Origin of the sequence: Exiguobacterium sp. s21 (genome assembly GCF_018617975.1) — a bacterium.
Classification (GTDB): domain Bacteria; phylum Bacillota; class Bacilli; order Exiguobacteriales; family Exiguobacteriaceae; genus Exiguobacterium; species Exiguobacterium mexicanum_A.
In genome coordinates this window covers 51,259-66,142 of sequence record NZ_JACSLF010000014.1, presented here as the reverse complement: position 1 = coordinate 66,142, position 14,884 = coordinate 51,259, and the positions used below count along the sequence as shown (strand labels likewise).

Here is a 14,884-nt window from a genome sequence, read left to right as displayed (position 1 = left end):
AAAAAGATGACTCCCGTACAGTACAGGAATCATCTCCTTGAATCAGCATAAGTTTTTTTATTAATGTCCTTTACAAGGGGTACAGATTATTATGGTTGGCGCTTGTTTTTTGGTATATTAATGACGTAGGAATACACAATAATTTCACATTTCGTTCATAAATTTCGCATAGGGAACGTTTGTAGGTACGCTACAATGGACATGATGATGTGTGTCTGGAGGAGAGGAGGAGGAAGATGAGGTTCGATGGCATAGACGCGATGAAGTCGTTGACAGAACGCCAATACGTCGACACGCTCGTCGTCCCACTCGTCGAACTGGCGTTTGATGAGGACATGGTGCGAAAAGCCGAAGGGAACGAAGTCATTCAGGCGGTGGCACTTGAGACCGAACGGCAACTGTCGGGACGGACGATGCTCAGCCCGACACTTAGTTACGTCGACGTGGACGCTGGCCGGGCGACGGCAGAAGCGGTACTCACGAAGGCGGTGTCCTCTGGGTTTTCCCACGTGTTGTTCATCTCCTCGGATTTGCGTTTCAAAGGGTCTGAACTGCCGATTATGTTTGTTCCGCCGCTTGCTTTAAAAGGCATGTCCGGCGAGCAGTCGCACACGATGGTTCAAAATTTTGCGACGCAAGTCATTACCGAGCTTTCGAGCCGTTGGATGGCGACATGAAGCGGTTGACGTGGAGGTTTTATTGATATACTATTTTGTTGAGTGAGAAATTTTTGTGAAGAATGCATAAAGAATTATGGGGTTATGCACACGAATGAGGGGGGAACGAAATGGCTCAAAATGGGTCAAAAGTCACACGCCGTCAGTTCTTAACGTATACGTTGACTGGTGTAGGTGGCTTTATGGCGGCAACATTGATCAGTCCGATGGTCAACTTTGCGATCGATCCGGTCTTAAAAAAATCGGATGCGGGCGATAAAGTAAAAGTCATCAGTCTCGACGACATCACGACTGAGCCGCAACGTGTCGACTTTAAGAAACAAACGCAAGATGCTTGGTATGAATTTGAAGAAACGCTTTCGGCGTGGGTATTTAAAGATGAGAGCGGCGAGATCATCGCCTTGTCTCCAATTTGTACGCATCTCGGTTGCCAAGTAGGATATGGTGGAGACCCGACTCGACCGACAGAGTTCTTCTGTCCGTGTCACTTCGGTCGCTATGAGAAAGATGGAACGAACATTCCGGGTACGCCTCCGACATCACCACTTGCACGCTACGAAAAAGAAGAAAAAGACGGCTTCCTATACTTGGGCAGTCCAGTCGCACAGTTGTGAGAGGGGGAATAGTCGATGTTACAAAAAATTTATGATTGGGTCGATGAACGCGTCGACATCACGCCGTTATGGCGCGACATCGCTGACCATGAAGTTCCAGAACACGTCAACCCTGCCCATCACTTTTCAGCATTTGTTTATTGCTTCGGCGGTCTGACGTTCTTCACGATCGTGATTCAAATTCTGTCAGGGATGTTCTTGACGATGTATTACGTACCAGACATCATCAACGCGCACGCGTCGGTGTATTATTTACAAAACGAGATCGCACACGGACAAATCGTTCGTGGGATGCACCACTGGGGCGCGTCGGTCGCCATCGTCATGTTGTTCTTACATACGCTCCGCGTATTCTTTACCGGATCGTATAAGAAGCCGCGCGAACTCAACTGGGTCGTCGGTGTTCTCTTGTTCTTCGTCGTCTTGGCGCTCGGTCTTACAGGGTACTTGTTGCCGTGGGATATGAAAGCGTTGTTCGCGACGAAAGTTACGCTTCAAATTGCCGAGAGTGTCCCGGTCATTGGTGGCATCGCCAAGACGCTTCTCGCCGGTGGTGAGATCGTCGGCGCACGGACGCTCACGAACTTCTTCGCCATTCACGTCTTCTTCTTACCGGCGGCCTTGTTCGGACTCCTCGGAGCCCACTTCTTGATGATTCGTAAACAAGGGATTTCAGGACCGCTATAAGCCGATTCGAAGATATAAAGGGGGAGAAACGATATGCATCGCGGTAAAGGGATGAAATTTGTAACCGACTCTCGAGTAGGAATCTCGAATCGGAAACAAAATATTGCAAAAGACTATTCTGAATACCCAGGACGCACTGAGGCATTCTGGCCGAACTTCTTGTTGAGAGAGTGGATGGTCGGTTCGGTCTTCTTGATCGGGTTCATCGCCTTGACGATCGTCGAGGCACCACCGCTCCAAAACATCGCCGATCCAACGAACACGTCTTACATTCCGTTACCGGACTGGTATTTCTTGTTCTTGTATCAATTGCTCAAATACCAATTCGCAGCAGGGGACTGGATCCTTCTTGGGACGGTCATCTTGCCAGGGGTCGCTTTCACGGCGCTCTTGATCGCACCATGGCTCGACCAGGGGCTCGAACGTCGTCCGGCGAAACGTCCGGTCGCCATCAGCTTCATGCTTCTCGGCGTCTTGTCAATTTTCTACTTGACGTGGGAGTCGGTTCAAACGACACATTGGGATCAAGTTCACGAACAAGGAATCTTGGAAGTACCAGGTGAGGGCCCGGAAATCGATACGGCCGCACCAGGTTACGAGATTTACTCGGCGCAGTCATGTGTGAACTGTCACGGTCAGAACCTTGAAGGCGGCGCAGCCGCTCCAGGTCTCGTCGGGACAGCTTACACGGCCGAAGAGATCGCGGACATCGCGGTCAATGGTGTCGGAACGATGCCGGCCGGCCAATGGGACGGTTCGGATGAGGACCTCCAAGCCATGTCTGAATTCATCGCTTCATACGGTGAAGGCGGAGAAAACAACCAATAAACGATTGGTTCAAGAAGTGTGACCCGTCAAACGGGCCACACTTCTTTTTACTTTTGTTTCGTTGCGCTACAATGAAGAAAAAAAGGATGGAATACTCGAATGATACATATGTTGCGCCCGATCCTGACACACCGGCTCGTGTTAGGACTACTCTTTCTCATCAATCTGCTCGGCACGATCTACGGGTACGTCTGGTATGAGCCCCAGCTTCGCGATACGCCGCTCATCTATTGGCCGTTCGTACCGGACAGCCCGACGGCCTCGCTCTTCTTCACGATTGTGCTCGGCCTATGGCTCGCCGGAAAGAAGTCGCCGCTCATGGAGACGCTCGCCTTCGTGACGCTCATCAAGTATGGGGTGTGGGCCGTCATCATGAACCTCTTGTTCTTGCGGGAACTCGGACCGGACGCGGAGACGTTCACCGTGCTCATGGCGGTCATGCTGATGGTGTCGCACGGAGCGATGGCGTTCCAGGCGCTGTTGTATGCACCGTTCATGACATGGACGGTTCGTTCGTTCGTTTTGACGCTCGTCTGGGTCGTCCACAATGACGTCGTCGATTATGTGCTCGGCCAATGGCCGCGCTATCCGTCGCTCGCCGAGCATATCGCCTGGATCGGCTACGGTTCGTTCTGGTTGACGGGAATATGTTTTTTTATGGGATACCACCTCATCCTGCGCATTTCACTTGATAATAAGTTCATAAGAATGTAAAATCAGGGTATCAAATACACGCAGAGGTGATAGAGAACATGTCATTAGGTGGCTATATTTTCTATCTTGCACTGATTATGCTCATCCCATTATGGGCCCAGATGCGAGTGAAAAGTACGTACAAAAAATTTCTTCAACAACCGATTCAAAGCGGCGTCACCGGCGCCCAAGTCGCTGACTTCATCATGAAACAAAACGGCGTCAACAACGTCCGCATCGAGATGGTCGACGGACTGATGAGTGACCATTACGATCCGGTCAATAAAGTCGTCCGTCTCTCACGTGAAGTGTATCAAGGCTCGACAATCTCATCGGCTGCGATTGCGGCCCACGAGATCGGCCACGTCATTCAAGATGCGACCGACTATAAGATGATGCGTGTCCGCCACCGGCTCGTGCCGGTCGTGAACATCACGTCTAACTTGTCGTTCCCGCTTCTCTTAGGTGGTTTCTTGCTCGGCGCGATGGGCCTCGCCCAACTCGGTGTCATCATGATGCTCGGGGCGGTCGTGTTCCAACTCGTCACACTCCCAGTCGAATTCGATGCCTCGAAACGGGCCATGGCTGAACTGACGAGCCACGGAATCGTCACGGCAACCGAAGAGTCGGGTGCGCGCAAAGTGCTCAATGCGGCAGCATGGACGTACGTGGCGGCAACGCTCGTCGCCGTCGCCGAATTGATCCGCTTGGCACTCATCGTCTTCATGCCACGTGATGAGTAGAATCAACGGTCCCGTCCACGTGACGGGACTTTTTTTATCATGTTTGGAAAGGGGACCGAGATGTCAAAACCACAGTTGACGAAGGCGGGTCGTCTGCGTCTGATCGAACAACTCGAGACGCTTCGCATCGAGGGTCGGCGTGAAGCGCTCGAACGTGTCAAAGCGGCCCGGAAATTTTGTGACTTTCGAGAAGATGTGACGTATTTTGACGCAGTGCGTGAACAAGAGCGCATCGAGACGAAAATCAGCGAACTAGAGCGGACGCTCGCCGCTGCCGTCGTCGTGGAAGAGGAAGCGACTGCCGGAGAGGTTGGATTCGGCGACACGGTGACGTTGCGAGAACTGCCGGATGGTGACACCGAGACGTACCAAATCGTCGGCGAGCTCGAGGCTGATCTGGCAAACGGGTCGATCTCCGCGACGTCACCGCTCGGTAGCGGTTTGATGGGAGCTGCCGTCGGTCAAACCGTCTCCATCGCTTCACCGGGCGGCACGCTCACGTTTGAGATTGTCCGCATCGAACGATAATGAAACAACGCCCCGTTCATTCGAATGGGGCGTTGTGCGTCGTGACTTATTTCAAAGGAATCCGGTTCTCATCGAACGTGAAGCCTTCACCACCGACCTCATAGACGTGGTGGAACGTGACGAAGGCGTGCGGGTCGATCTGTTTGACGATCGTTTTCAACCGGTTCACTTCGTTCCGCCCGACGACGACGTAGAGGACTTCAAGTTCCTTGTTCGAATAGCCGCCTTTGGCGAGAAGACGGGTCGTCCCGCGGTTCATCGTGGCGTGGATGCCGTCGGCGATGGCCGTGCGATGGTCGCTGATGATCATGGCGGCCTTCCCGGCATATGTCCCTTCCTGCATCGAGTCGATGACGCGGGCCCCGATATAGACGGCGAGGAGCGTATACATCGCCTCGCGAATATCGAGATACGTCAAACTGAGGACGATGACGAAAAAGTCGAACACGAGGAACGTCTTGCCGATTGACCAGCCGACGTAACGTTGCACGAGCCGGGCAATGATGTCGACGCCTCCGGTCGTGCCGCCGTTATTGAAGATGATGCCGAGACCGACCCCGATGAACAGGCCGGCGAACAAACTCGCGAGCACCATGTCGTCCGTCAAATCGATGACGAGGTTTGAGTACTTGGCAATCAGGGCGTACCAGAGCGAGAAGCTGAACGTCCCGATGAGCGTGTAGATGAACGTCGTCCGCCCGAGCAGCTTATAGCTGACGAAGAAGAGCGGGATGTTGAGCGCCAAGTTCGTGATCGATGGCGACCAATCGAACAAGCCCCGCAGAATCAAGGTGATGCCTGTGAAGCCGCCTTCCGCCAAGTTGTTCTGGACGTTGAAGTGGTAGACACCGAACGCGAAAATAAAGGAACCAATCAAAATGAAGAATATATTGCGAAACCGAATCGGTAATTGTACCGTCATCTGGTTCACCTCCCATCTAGTAGCGTACTCGAAAAACCTCTCGATTGCCTACCCTGAACATATGACAATCGAGACGGAGTCCGATATACTTTTCACAGAAGAGGTGATTTTATGAAAATAGTAGCAATTGGGGCCCATCCGGACGACATTGAGATTGGCATCGCCGGTATGACCGCCCAATGGACCGAGGACGGGGTCGAAGTCCTATACGTCGATTTGACGAGAGCCGAACTGTCATCGAACGGGGACGTCGTCACCCGGGGGAAAGAAGCCGAGATGGCCGACCGTGTGCTCGGTATCCGGCGTGTGAACCTCGGTTTTCCGGACCGGGGTTTGACAGGGGACAATGAACAAGTCGAGGCGCTCGTCCGTTTGATTCGGACCGAACGTCCGACACATGTCTTTTATCCATACGGCGTCGACCGCCATCCTGACCATGGGGCTTGCGCCCGACTCGTCGAGGAGGCGCTCTTTAACGCGGGAATCCGTAAATTTATGCCGGACGTCGCCGCGTATCGACCGGCGAGCGTCTATCAATATATGATTAACGCCCATACGACGCCTGACGTCTGCATCGACATCACGGCGACGATTGAACATAAACTAAACGCTTTACGGGCTTATGCCAGTCAGTTCACACCGGTCGACGGTGTGGCGACACCGCTCACGGACGCCTATCTCGATCGGGTGTTGGCACGGGAACGGCATTTCGGCAGTTTGATTGGCACGGAGTACGCCGAAGGGCTCATGACGACCCGTCCGTACGTTGTCACGAAGGCGGGTGAGCTCGCATGAGACTACGCATCGGGGTCCTTTGTTATCCGTCGGTCGGAGGTTCGGGCATACTCGCCACCGAGCTCGGCATGAAACTCGCCGACCGGGGGCATGACGTTCATTTCATCACGTCGAGCATCCCGTTCCGACTGAACGCCTACCATCCGAATATCACGTTCCACCAAGTCGAGATCAACCAGTACTCGGTGTTCCGCTATCCGCCGTACGACATCACGCTCGCCTCGAAAATCGCGAGCGTCATCCAGGCGTTCGGTCTTGATGTCATTCATGCCCACTACGCGGTGCCGCACGCTGTCTGTGCCGCCCTCGGCCGCGAGATGGCCGGGACGAAGACGCCGATCGTGTCGACGCTCCACGGGACCGATATCACCGTGCTTGGGGAAGACGAAGAACTCAAGCCGGCCATCCTTTATGGGTTGCGCCAATCGAACGCGATCACGGCCGTCTCGGACAGCTTGAAACAAGAGACGCTCGAGCGGATCGGGTCCGATTTGTCGATTGACGTCATCCATAACTTTATCGATGAGGCCGTCTATCAACCGCAGGCCGATACATCGCTTCGCGAACGATACGGTTTATCGGAACAGGACCGGGTCGTCATCCATATCTCGAACTTCCGGCAAGTGAAGCGAATCGACCTCGTGCTCGAATCGTTCCAGCAGATGAACGTGCCGCACAAAAAACTGCTTCTCGTCGGTGACGGTCCGCTCATGGGAGCGATGCGCCGCCTCGTGAGCGAGATGGGGCTCGAAGAGCAAGTCATCTTCGCCGGGAAGCAAGAGCAAGTGGCGGCACTTCTATCGATGTGCGACGTCCATATCCTGTTGTCGGACAAAGAGGCGTTCGGCCTCGTCGCCCTCGAGGCGATGGCGACGGGTGTGCCGTCGGTCGTCAGCGATGCGGGCGGATTGCCGGAAGTCATCACCGACGGCGTGGAAGGGTTCGTCGTCAAACGCGGCGACGCGCCCGCGGCGACGAAAGCGCTCGAAGCGATTTTGCTCGACCACGAGCTCCATGCACGCTTCCGTGCGAACGGGCTCGAGCGGGCCAAACAGTTCGCCTCGGCCGATATCGTCACGGCGTATGAATCGCTTTATGAACAGGTGGTGGGACGATGACGGAATGGGAATACGCCAAACGAATCATCGAGACGATCAACGCCCACGGCGGCGAAGCGTACATCGTCGGGGGTGCCGTCCGTGACTATATGCTCGGTACGCTTCCGGATGATATCGATATCGCCACGTCGCTCTTCCCGGACGAAGTCATGCGCTTGTTCCCGAAATCGGTACCGACCGGGATTGACCACGGCACGGTGACGGTCATCCTCGACCATCATCCGTTCGAAGTGACGACGTTCCGCTCGGAAGGGACGTACTCGGACTCGAGACGACCCGACCATGTTTCGCTCGGCGTCTCGCTTGAAGAAGATATGAAACGGCGTGACTTCACCATGAACGCGATGGCGTTCCACGACGGCAACGTCGTCGACTTGTTCGGCGGACGGATGGACCTCGAGGCACGTGTCATTCGGACCGTCGGCAGCCCCTATGAACGCTTCAACGAGGACGCGCTCCGCATCATGCGGGCGTTCCGCTTCATGGCCCAACTCGATTTCCGGCTCGACGAAGACGTGCAACGGGCCTCACGCGAACTCGGCCACAAACTGCAAGACATCGCGATGGAACGGGTCGCCATCGAGTTCGAGAAGTTGATGGTGGGCCCGGCATACCGAAAGGCGCTCGCGACGATACTTGACCTCGGCATCCATCAATATTTGCCGAACGTCACGGAGACGCTCATCCGCCGTGTCATCGCCGACAAGCGGACCCCGGTCGACCCGGTCGGGGGGTGGGCGTTGTTCGTCTATTATGCTGACGCCACCGATTGGCTGACACCGTGGAAACGCTCGAACGCACTGAAGCGGGAGGCGGGCGTGCTCGCGCGTCTGTTCGACAGCGGGCTCGACACGTTCACCATCTATGAGACGACGCCGGAGACGCTAGCGACATACTTGCGGATGTCCGGACGAAGCGAGACGGCCGAACAGTTGAAGCGGCAGTTGCCGATCCAGTCGCGTCGGGAACTCCGATTCGATGGTCGCGATGCGCTACATCTCGGTGCCCGGGGACCGCTCATCAAACAGCTGCTCGCCCACGTTGAGCGGCTCGTGCTCATTGGCGAGCTCGCCAATGAGCCGGAATCGTTACGAAAGGAGGCCGAACAATGGCTTCGACACGCGGAAAAGTCTTAAATCTATTGCAGGACGGGGCCGTCTGGAGCGGTCAAGAGTTGGCCCGCCAATTAAATATTTCACGTACCGCTATTTGGAAGCATATCGAGACGTTAAAACAAGACGGGTATGCGATTGAAACGATTCCTCGAAAAGGGTATCAATTGTTCGGCCAGACCGACCGGCTCGATGAACCGGCGTTCGTATCGTTCCGAAAAGGGCGGTTCGGACAACTCGTCCATGCGTTTGAGCAAATCGACACGACCCAACGCATCGCTCATGAATTGGCGCAAAAGGGCGTCCTCGAAGGAACGCTCGTCATCAGCGAAGAGCAGACAGCGGGCCGAGGCCAACTCGGCCGGAACTGGTATAATCCGAGCCACGTCAATATCGCGGCGAGCGTGATTTTGCGGCCGGCGTTGCCGATTCGAGACGCCTCGAAGCTGACGCTCATGGCGGCGAGCGCGTTCGCGCGCGCCCTGCACGCGCAAGGCATCCCGGCCACCATCAAATGGCCGAACGACTTGTTGCTCAACGGGAAAAAAATCGGCGGCATCTTGACCGAGATGCAGACGGAGGGTGACCGGATTCAAGCCGTCATCCTCGGCTTCGGGATGAACGTCAACAGCGAGGTCATCCCGGAAGAGCTCGCGCATCGGGCAACATCGATCAAACTCGAGACGAATCAGACGCATCGCAGAAGCGAGCTGCTTGCCAACTTACTCGCCGAGCTTGAAAGCGAATATGATTTGTTCCTTGAGTCTGGGTTCGGCCCTGTGCGCAAGCATTGGCTCGAGCATGCCGCCTATCTGAACGAATCGATCACGTTGACGGCGTCAGGTAAGCCGAGGTATGGAACGATGCGCGGTATTTCGGAAGAAGGCGCACTCCTTTTGGAACAAGAAGGAATCATCGAGCCGATTTATTCGGCGGAGATCGCAGTTTGGAATGATTGATGGAAACGGGTTCGTGGTCTATAATGAATGTGCCGGACGCTATCGCTCGCGAAGTGTACCGGAACTGCAGACCGCCACTCTATATTTTGTCTGCCTTGATCATTTTGACAGGGACAGAAGGACACTCAACTACTTGAGATCGTTTTCGTGCGCCTTCTTACCATTCGTGTAGGAAGGCGTTTTTTGTAACCTGTCTCCACATTTAGGAGGAGAACCATATGCATACGATGACTTCGTTATTGAAGAAGATGAAGCAAGAAGAGAAATTGGTCATGTTGACGGCCTACGATTATCCGTCGGCGAAACTGGCCGAGGCAGCAGGGGTCGACATCATTTTAGTCGGGGACTCGCTCGGAATGGTCGTGCTCGGCTACGATTCGACGATTCCGGTGACGACCTCCGACATGGTGCACCATGCCAAGGCCGTGCGCCGCGGGGCACGGAACACGTTCGTCGTCGTCGATATGCCGTTCGCGACATACCATGGCGCCTTCGACCGCACGCTTCAAGCGGCCGCGACGTTGTTCCAAGACGGTCAGGCCGATGCCATCAAACTTGAAGGGGCCGGCGAGGTGCTCGAGACGATCGAACGTCTGACGAAAGTCGGTATGCCGTGTGTCGCCCACCTTGGCCTCACCCCACAATCGGTCGGTGTGCTTGAAGGCTATAAAGTACAAGGAAAATCGCTCGAGGATGCCGAACAGTTGATCGCCGACAGTCTCGAGGCCGAACGGGTCGGTGCGAAGATGCTCGTTCTCGAGTGTGTGCCGCACCAATTGGCCAATAAGATTGCCGAGGCACTTACAATCCCGGTCATCGGCATCGGTGCCGGTGCCGACGTGGACGGTCAAGTGCTCGTCTATCACGATATCTTGAAATATGGCGTCGACCGTCTGCCGAAGTTCGTCGAGGCGTATGCCGATGTGAACGAGGTCGCGACGACGGCAATCCGCAATTATGTCGAGGCGACGAAAGACGGCTCGTTCCCGCTCGAACGGCACACGTTCACGATGGATGAGTCGTTGCTCGACACGCTCTACGGGGGCAAGGCATGAACATCGTCACGACACCACATGACTTACAGAAACTGTTGAACGACGCCGGGACGATCGGTTTCGTCCCGACGATGGGTTATTTGCATGAAGGGCACCTCAGTCTCGTCGAGGCGGCCAAGTCAGAGAACGACCTCATCGTCATGAGCATCTTCGTCAACCCGACCCAGTTCGGTCCGAACGAGGACCTCGACCGCTATCCGCGTGATTTCGAGCGGGACGAGGCGCTCGCCCGCGAGGCGGGTGTCGACGTCTTGTTCTACCCGAACACGGAGACGATGTATCCGCTCGACATGGCTCGTGTCACGGTACGTACCGGCGCAGATGTTCTCTGCGGAGCGAGCCGGCCCGGTCATTTCGATGGCGTTTTGACCGTCGTGTCCAAGCTGTTCAACTTGGTCCGTCCGACGCGCGCTTATTTTGGTTTGAAGGACGCGCAACAAGTCGCCTTGATCGAAGGATACGTCCGTGACTATTTCGTCCCGGTCAAGATTCGACGCTGTCCAATCATCCGTGAAGAATCAGGTCTCGCCAAGTCGTCCCGGAACGTCTATTTGTCGGAGATGGAGAAGGCGGATGCGAGTGACATCAACCGTGCCTTGATCGAGGCGCGAGACGCCCTTGCGCAAGGTGAGACGATTCAAGATGTGAAAGCACATCTCGAGGAACGCCTGAAGAACGTCCCAAACAGTACGATCGACTATATCGAGATCAAAGACTACCCGACGTTGACCGAGGTGACCTCCGCGTCGACCGAACTATTGATTGCCGTAGCGGTGCAGTTCGAACGGGCCCGCTTGATTGATAATGTGATTTGGAAGAGAGGATGAATCCAATGATTCGAACATTTATGCACGCGAAACTACACAAAGCGACCGTCACCGAGGCGAACTTGCATTACGTCGGTTCAATCACAATCGATGAAGATTTGATGGACGCGGTCGGCATCATGGAAAACGAACATGTGCACATCACGAACAACCATAACGGAGCTCGTATCGAGACGTATGTCATCAAAGGAGAACGAGGTTCGGGTGTCGTCTGTCTGAACGGGGCAGCGGCCCGCCACTTCCAAGTCGGAGATGTCGTCATCATCATGGCGTACGGCCAAATGACGGCCGAGGAAGCGAAACAGCATCGTCCGAAAGTCGCCGTCTTGAACGAACGGAACGAGATCGATCAACTTCTTTATGAAGAGATCGCCCATACGATTCTATGACACGAGCGGGGATGTCCGATAGAGGCATCCCCGTTTTTTCGTGTATCGTTCTATGGTAAGATGAGACAGACAGAAAGCACGAGCGTGCCGAAGATGGGATGGATGTTATGGACACCTATGTGATAGTGGATTTGGAGACGACTGGTCATTCCGTCAAGTCCGGCGACGAACTGATTGAATTTGCGGCGGTGGTCGTTCAAGGGAGTGAAGTGATTGAGCGCTACAGTACCTTGATTCGCCCGAGTCGCCCAATCCCGCCTTTTATCACGCAGTTGACGACGATCACAAACCAAGACGTGGCGGAAGCCCCGACGTTTGAGGAAGTGATCCCAGATATATGGAAGATGCTCGATGGGCGAATATTCGTCGCCCACAACGTGTCTTTCGATTTGAATTTTTTAAATGAAAGTCTCGAGCAAGCCGGGTATATCCCGTTCCAGGGACGGGCCATCGACACGGTCGAGCTGGCCCGGATCCTATACCCGACGCTTGAGAGCCATGCGCTCGAGTCGCTCGCCGAGACGTTTGATCTCGTGCATACTGACGCGCACCGGGCGCTCAGCGATGCCGAGGCGACGGCGGAACTGTTCATTCGTTTGATTGAACGGTTGCGCGCCTTGCCGCTCGTGACGTTACAACAGTTACGACGCCTGTCCGAGTCGTGGACGAGCAACGTCGAACCGCTCCTCGACGAGTTGATTCTTGAGGTCGGGATCCGAGCCGACGATGAGACGACGTTCGATATTCATCGGAAAATCGCACTCCGACGTCTCGTCGATACGTTCGAACCCGCTGTCGAACGCGAACCGTTCGAGCCGTTTCTTCACCGGACGATCGAAGAGACGCTTCCGGCACTATTCGGTCAATTTGAACCGCGTCAAAGCCAGTTCGAGATGATGCGACACGTCTATAAGGCGCTCGACGACGAGGCGACGCTGTTGATCGAGGCGGGTACGGGGACCGGAAAGACATTGGCGTATTTGATTCCGAGCGCACACCACGCCCTCGAGACGAAGCGCCCGGTCGTCGTCAGCACACATACGATTCAGTTGCAAGAACAGTTGTTGAATCGAGATTTACCAATCTTAAAAGCGATTTTCCCTGAAATCGAGTTCACACTTTTGAAAGGGAGACGCAACTACATCGACCTCCGAAAGTTCGAGATGATTCTCGAAGAAACGAATGACGGGCTGCTCCCGGCGATGTGCAAGGCGATGGTCCTCGTCTGGTTGACCGAGACCGAGACGGGGGACTTGGAAGAGTTGTCATTGCCCGGTGCGGCGTCACAAGGGCCGGCCTCGTTCAAACGGCTGATCCAGGCCGATGCAGCCTCTGACTTCGGTCGCTTCGACCCTTGGTATAGCCGTGATTTCTTCACCCGGGCCGTCTTGCGCTCGAAAGAGGCCGATATCATCGTGACGAACCATGCTTTGTTGTTCTCTGATTTGCAACACCAGGCTGGGATTCTCCCGACCGATACGCCACTCGTCTTGGACGAGGCGCATCAAGTCGAGGAAGTCGCGTCGCATCACTTCGGAGTCACGTTTGACGCGATTCAATTTGACCGCCTGTTCAAATGGTTCGGCTACGGTGCCGACGGCAAGTTTCATTCGCGCGTGCTCGGGCTCGCCGATTTGACGTCCGTCTCGGAAGAGGCGGAGGCGTTCAGCAAAGCGACCGATCAAGCACTCGCCCGCGTCGACGATGAGCTGAACGATTTGCTCACGGCGCTCCAGTCACTCGGGAAAAAACGGGAGCAACGTCAAACCGTCCGCTTCGAGCGGGAAGGGGAACCGTTCCGACCGATCCGTGAAGTGGCGAAACGGCTCGAAGACCGTCTGCGCACGTTACGGACGACATTGCGACAACTGCACCGTCTCCTCGATGAGCATAAAGAGCATATGACGTTCAAACAACGGGCCGTGCTCGGTGATTTGAAGGCGTTCATCGGCGACGTGCGCGATATAGAGAGCGTCCTCTATGAGACGATGCTCACGCGGGACGACGATGCCGTCAGTTGGGTTGAGCTCAATCTGGCTAATCGCAAGTTGACCTCGGTGTACACCCAGCCGGTCGAGATCGGACCGCTCCTGCATGAGCGGCTGTTCGCCAAACGGCCGACCATCCTGACGTCGGCGACGATGACCGTCTCAGGACGATTTGGCTTCATTGAGCGGCGTCTCGGACTCGATGGGGAAAACGTTCGCCGCGTCGTCCTGGCGTCACCGTTTGATTTCAAGAAGCAAGCGAAACTGTTCGTCCCGTCCGATATCCCGCTCATCAACGAAGTTCCGTTGCCGCGGTTCGTCGAGCAGATTGCGGACTCGATCGCCCAAATCGCCAACGTGACGAAAGGACGGATGCTCGTCTTGTTCACGTCGAACGAACTGTTGCGTTTGACGCACGAGGCTGTCAAAGACCAATTGGATGAGGCGTACACGCTCCTCGCCCAAGGCGTCAGCGGTGGATCGCGAAGCCGCTTGACGAAACAGTTCAAACGGATCGACCAGTCGATTTTGTTCGGAACGGCAAGCTTTTGGGAAGGGGTCGATATTCCGGGCGAGGCACTCACCTGCCTCATCATCGTCCGGCTTCCGTTCGCGCCGCCCGACCAGCCGGTCATGCAGGCTCGGTCCGAGAAGATCGAGGCGACCGGTAAATCGTCTTTCTTTGAACTATCGCTTCCGCAAGCGGTCATCCGCTTCAAGCAAGGGGTCGGTCGCCTGATCCGTTCGAAAGAGGATTACGGCGCCATCTTCGTTTTCGACCGTCGCGTCGAGACGACGCGTTATGGCAAGCAGTTCATCAACAGTCTACCGTCCGTCGATCGAATTGACGGACCGCTCGAGACCGCACTCGCTGAACTTGAGCTGTTTTTAGACGAGAAAGAGAAGACCGGGCTAGGAAATCAGAGATAACGCTAGGCATCGTGAAATT

General features: G+C 55.2%; 16 protein-coding genes. 15 read left to right on the top strand and 1 reads right to left on the bottom strand.

The window, feature by feature from the left end; all coding sequences use genetic code 11:
- The first annotated feature begins 236 nt into the window (after positions 1 to 236).
- From KNP06_RS13670 to KNP06_RS13640, 7 genes are all read left to right on the top strand, one after another.
- The gene (locus tag KNP06_RS13670; protein ID WP_214707512.1) at positions 237 to 677 is read left to right on the top strand and encodes a DUF2487 family protein; all 441 of its coding nucleotides are present in this window, start codon (positions 237 to 239) and stop codon (positions 675 to 677) included.
- Positions 678 to 787: 110 nt separating this feature from the next.
- Positions 788 to 1,291 carry a QcrA and Rieske domain-containing protein gene (locus tag KNP06_RS13665; protein WP_214789412.1) on the top strand — a complete coding sequence of 168 codons (504 nt, stop codon included), beginning with the start codon at positions 788 to 790 and terminating at the stop codon, positions 1,289 to 1,291.
- Between the two features lie 15 nt (positions 1,292 to 1,306).
- Positions 1,307 to 1,978: a menaquinol-cytochrome c reductase cytochrome b subunit gene (gene qcrB / locus KNP06_RS13660; protein ID WP_021067209.1), complete on the top strand. Its 672-nt coding sequence runs from the start codon at positions 1,307 to 1,309 to the stop codon at positions 1,976 to 1,978.
- A gap of 33 nt (positions 1,979 to 2,011) precedes the next feature.
- Entirely contained in the window at positions 2,012 to 2,806 is a 795-nt protein-coding gene (locus KNP06_RS13655; RefSeq protein ID WP_214789410.1) for a menaquinol-cytochrome c reductase cytochrome b/c subunit, read from the top strand.
- A gap of 99 nt (positions 2,807 to 2,905) precedes the next feature.
- Positions 2,906 to 3,520, top strand: a complete 615-nt coding sequence (locus tag KNP06_RS13650) for a DUF1405 domain-containing protein (protein ID WP_214789408.1) — start codon at positions 2,906 to 2,908, stop codon at positions 3,518 to 3,520.
- 38 nt (positions 3,521 to 3,558) lie between these two features.
- The gene (locus KNP06_RS13645) at positions 3,559 to 4,242 is read left to right on the top strand and encodes a zinc metallopeptidase (protein ID WP_138859558.1); all 684 of its coding nucleotides are present in this window, start codon (positions 3,559 to 3,561) and stop codon (positions 4,240 to 4,242) included.
- A 60-nt stretch (positions 4,243 to 4,302) separates the two neighbouring features.
- On the top strand, positions 4,303 to 4,770 hold the full coding sequence (locus tag KNP06_RS13640; protein ID WP_214707518.1) for a GreA/GreB family elongation factor: 468 nt from the start codon (positions 4,303 to 4,305) through the stop codon (positions 4,768 to 4,770).
- Between the two features lie 46 nt (positions 4,771 to 4,816).
- Here the strand turns inward: KNP06_RS13640 and KNP06_RS13635 are convergent, their stop codons facing one another.
- Positions 4,817 to 5,692: a YitT family protein gene (locus tag KNP06_RS13635; protein WP_138859556.1), complete on the bottom strand. Its 876-nt coding sequence runs from the start codon at positions 5,690 to 5,692 to the stop codon at positions 4,817 to 4,819.
- 111 nt (positions 5,693 to 5,803) lie between these two features.
- Between KNP06_RS13635 and bshB1 the strand changes: the two genes are divergently transcribed.
- From bshB1 to dinG, 8 genes are all read left to right on the top strand, one after another.
- The gene (gene bshB1 / locus KNP06_RS13630) at positions 5,804 to 6,487 is read left to right on the top strand and encodes a bacillithiol biosynthesis deacetylase BshB1 (RefSeq protein ID WP_138859555.1); all 684 of its coding nucleotides are present in this window, start codon (positions 5,804 to 5,806) and stop codon (positions 6,485 to 6,487) included.
- Positions 6,484 to 7,605: an N-acetyl-alpha-D-glucosaminyl L-malate synthase BshA gene (gene bshA / locus KNP06_RS13625; RefSeq protein ID WP_034777340.1), complete on the top strand. Its 1,122-nt coding sequence runs from the start codon at positions 6,484 to 6,486 to the stop codon at positions 7,603 to 7,605. Before bshB1 ends, bshA begins: the two co-directional genes overlap by 4 nt.
- The gene (locus tag KNP06_RS13620; protein ID WP_214707519.1) at positions 7,602 to 8,741 is read left to right on the top strand and encodes a CCA tRNA nucleotidyltransferase; all 1,140 of its coding nucleotides are present in this window, start codon (positions 7,602 to 7,604) and stop codon (positions 8,739 to 8,741) included. The genes bshA and KNP06_RS13620 overlap by 4 nt, the downstream gene beginning before the upstream one ends.
- A complete protein-coding gene (locus KNP06_RS13615) occupies positions 8,714 to 9,676 on the top strand; it encodes a biotin--[acetyl-CoA-carboxylase] ligase (RefSeq protein ID WP_214707521.1) in 963 nt (320 codons plus the stop codon). The genes KNP06_RS13620 and KNP06_RS13615 overlap by 28 nt, the downstream gene beginning before the upstream one ends.
- Positions 9,677 to 9,894: 218 nt before the next feature.
- Positions 9,895 to 10,731, top strand: a complete 837-nt coding sequence (gene panB, locus KNP06_RS13610; RefSeq protein WP_214707523.1) for a 3-methyl-2-oxobutanoate hydroxymethyltransferase — start codon at positions 9,895 to 9,897, stop codon at positions 10,729 to 10,731.
- Positions 10,728 to 11,558, top strand: coding sequence for a pantoate--beta-alanine ligase (gene panC, locus KNP06_RS13605; RefSeq protein ID WP_214707525.1), 831 nt, complete (start codon positions 10,728 to 10,730; stop codon positions 11,556 to 11,558). Before panB ends, panC begins: the two co-directional genes overlap by 4 nt.
- 5 nt (positions 11,559 to 11,563) lie before the next feature.
- A complete protein-coding gene (gene panD, locus KNP06_RS13600; RefSeq protein ID WP_021067221.1) occupies positions 11,564 to 11,947 on the top strand; it encodes an aspartate 1-decarboxylase in 384 nt (127 codons plus the stop codon).
- Positions 11,948 to 12,054: 107 nt separating this feature from the next.
- The gene (dinG, locus tag KNP06_RS13595) at positions 12,055 to 14,865 is read left to right on the top strand and encodes an ATP-dependent DNA helicase DinG (protein WP_214707527.1); all 2,811 of its coding nucleotides are present in this window, start codon (positions 12,055 to 12,057) and stop codon (positions 14,863 to 14,865) included.
- Positions 14,866 to 14,884 lie beyond the last annotated feature (19 nt).

Coding starts and splice junctions, on each gene's coding strand:
- dinG (WP_214707527.1), top strand. CDS start 12,055: ATGGACACCTATGTGATAGTGGATTTGGAGACGACTGGTCATTCCGTC.
- KNP06_RS13645 (WP_138859558.1), top strand. CDS start 3,559: ATGTCATTAGGTGGCTATATTTTCTATCTTGCACTGATTATGCTCATC.
- KNP06_RS13615 (WP_214707521.1), top strand. CDS start 8,714: ATGGCTTCGACACGCGGAAAAGTCTTAAATCTATTGCAGGACGGGGCC.
- bshA (WP_034777340.1), top strand. CDS start 6,484: ATGAGACTACGCATCGGGGTCCTTTGTTATCCGTCGGTCGGAGGTTCG.
- KNP06_RS13665 (WP_214789412.1), top strand. CDS start 788: ATGGCTCAAAATGGGTCAAAAGTCACACGCCGTCAGTTCTTAACGTAT.
- KNP06_RS13655 (WP_214789410.1), top strand. CDS start 2,012: ATGCATCGCGGTAAAGGGATGAAATTTGTAACCGACTCTCGAGTAGGA.
- panC (WP_214707525.1), top strand. CDS start 10,728: ATGAACATCGTCACGACACCACATGACTTACAGAAACTGTTGAACGAC.
- panB (WP_214707523.1), top strand. CDS start 9,895: ATGCATACGATGACTTCGTTATTGAAGAAGATGAAGCAAGAAGAGAAA.
- KNP06_RS13635 (WP_138859556.1), bottom strand. CDS start 5,692: ATGACGGTACAATTACCGATTCGGTTTCGCAATATATTCTTCATTTTG.
- KNP06_RS13640 (WP_214707518.1), top strand. CDS start 4,303: ATGTCAAAACCACAGTTGACGAAGGCGGGTCGTCTGCGTCTGATCGAA.
- KNP06_RS13670 (WP_214707512.1), top strand. CDS start 237: ATGAGGTTCGATGGCATAGACGCGATGAAGTCGTTGACAGAACGCCAA.
- KNP06_RS13650 (WP_214789408.1), top strand. CDS start 2,906: ATGATACATATGTTGCGCCCGATCCTGACACACCGGCTCGTGTTAGGA.
- panD (WP_021067221.1), top strand. CDS start 11,564: ATGATTCGAACATTTATGCACGCGAAACTACACAAAGCGACCGTCACC.
- qcrB (WP_021067209.1), top strand. CDS start 1,307: ATGTTACAAAAAATTTATGATTGGGTCGATGAACGCGTCGACATCACG.
- bshB1 (WP_138859555.1), top strand. CDS start 5,804: ATGAAAATAGTAGCAATTGGGGCCCATCCGGACGACATTGAGATTGGC.
- KNP06_RS13620 (WP_214707519.1), top strand. CDS start 7,602: ATGACGGAATGGGAATACGCCAAACGAATCATCGAGACGATCAACGCC.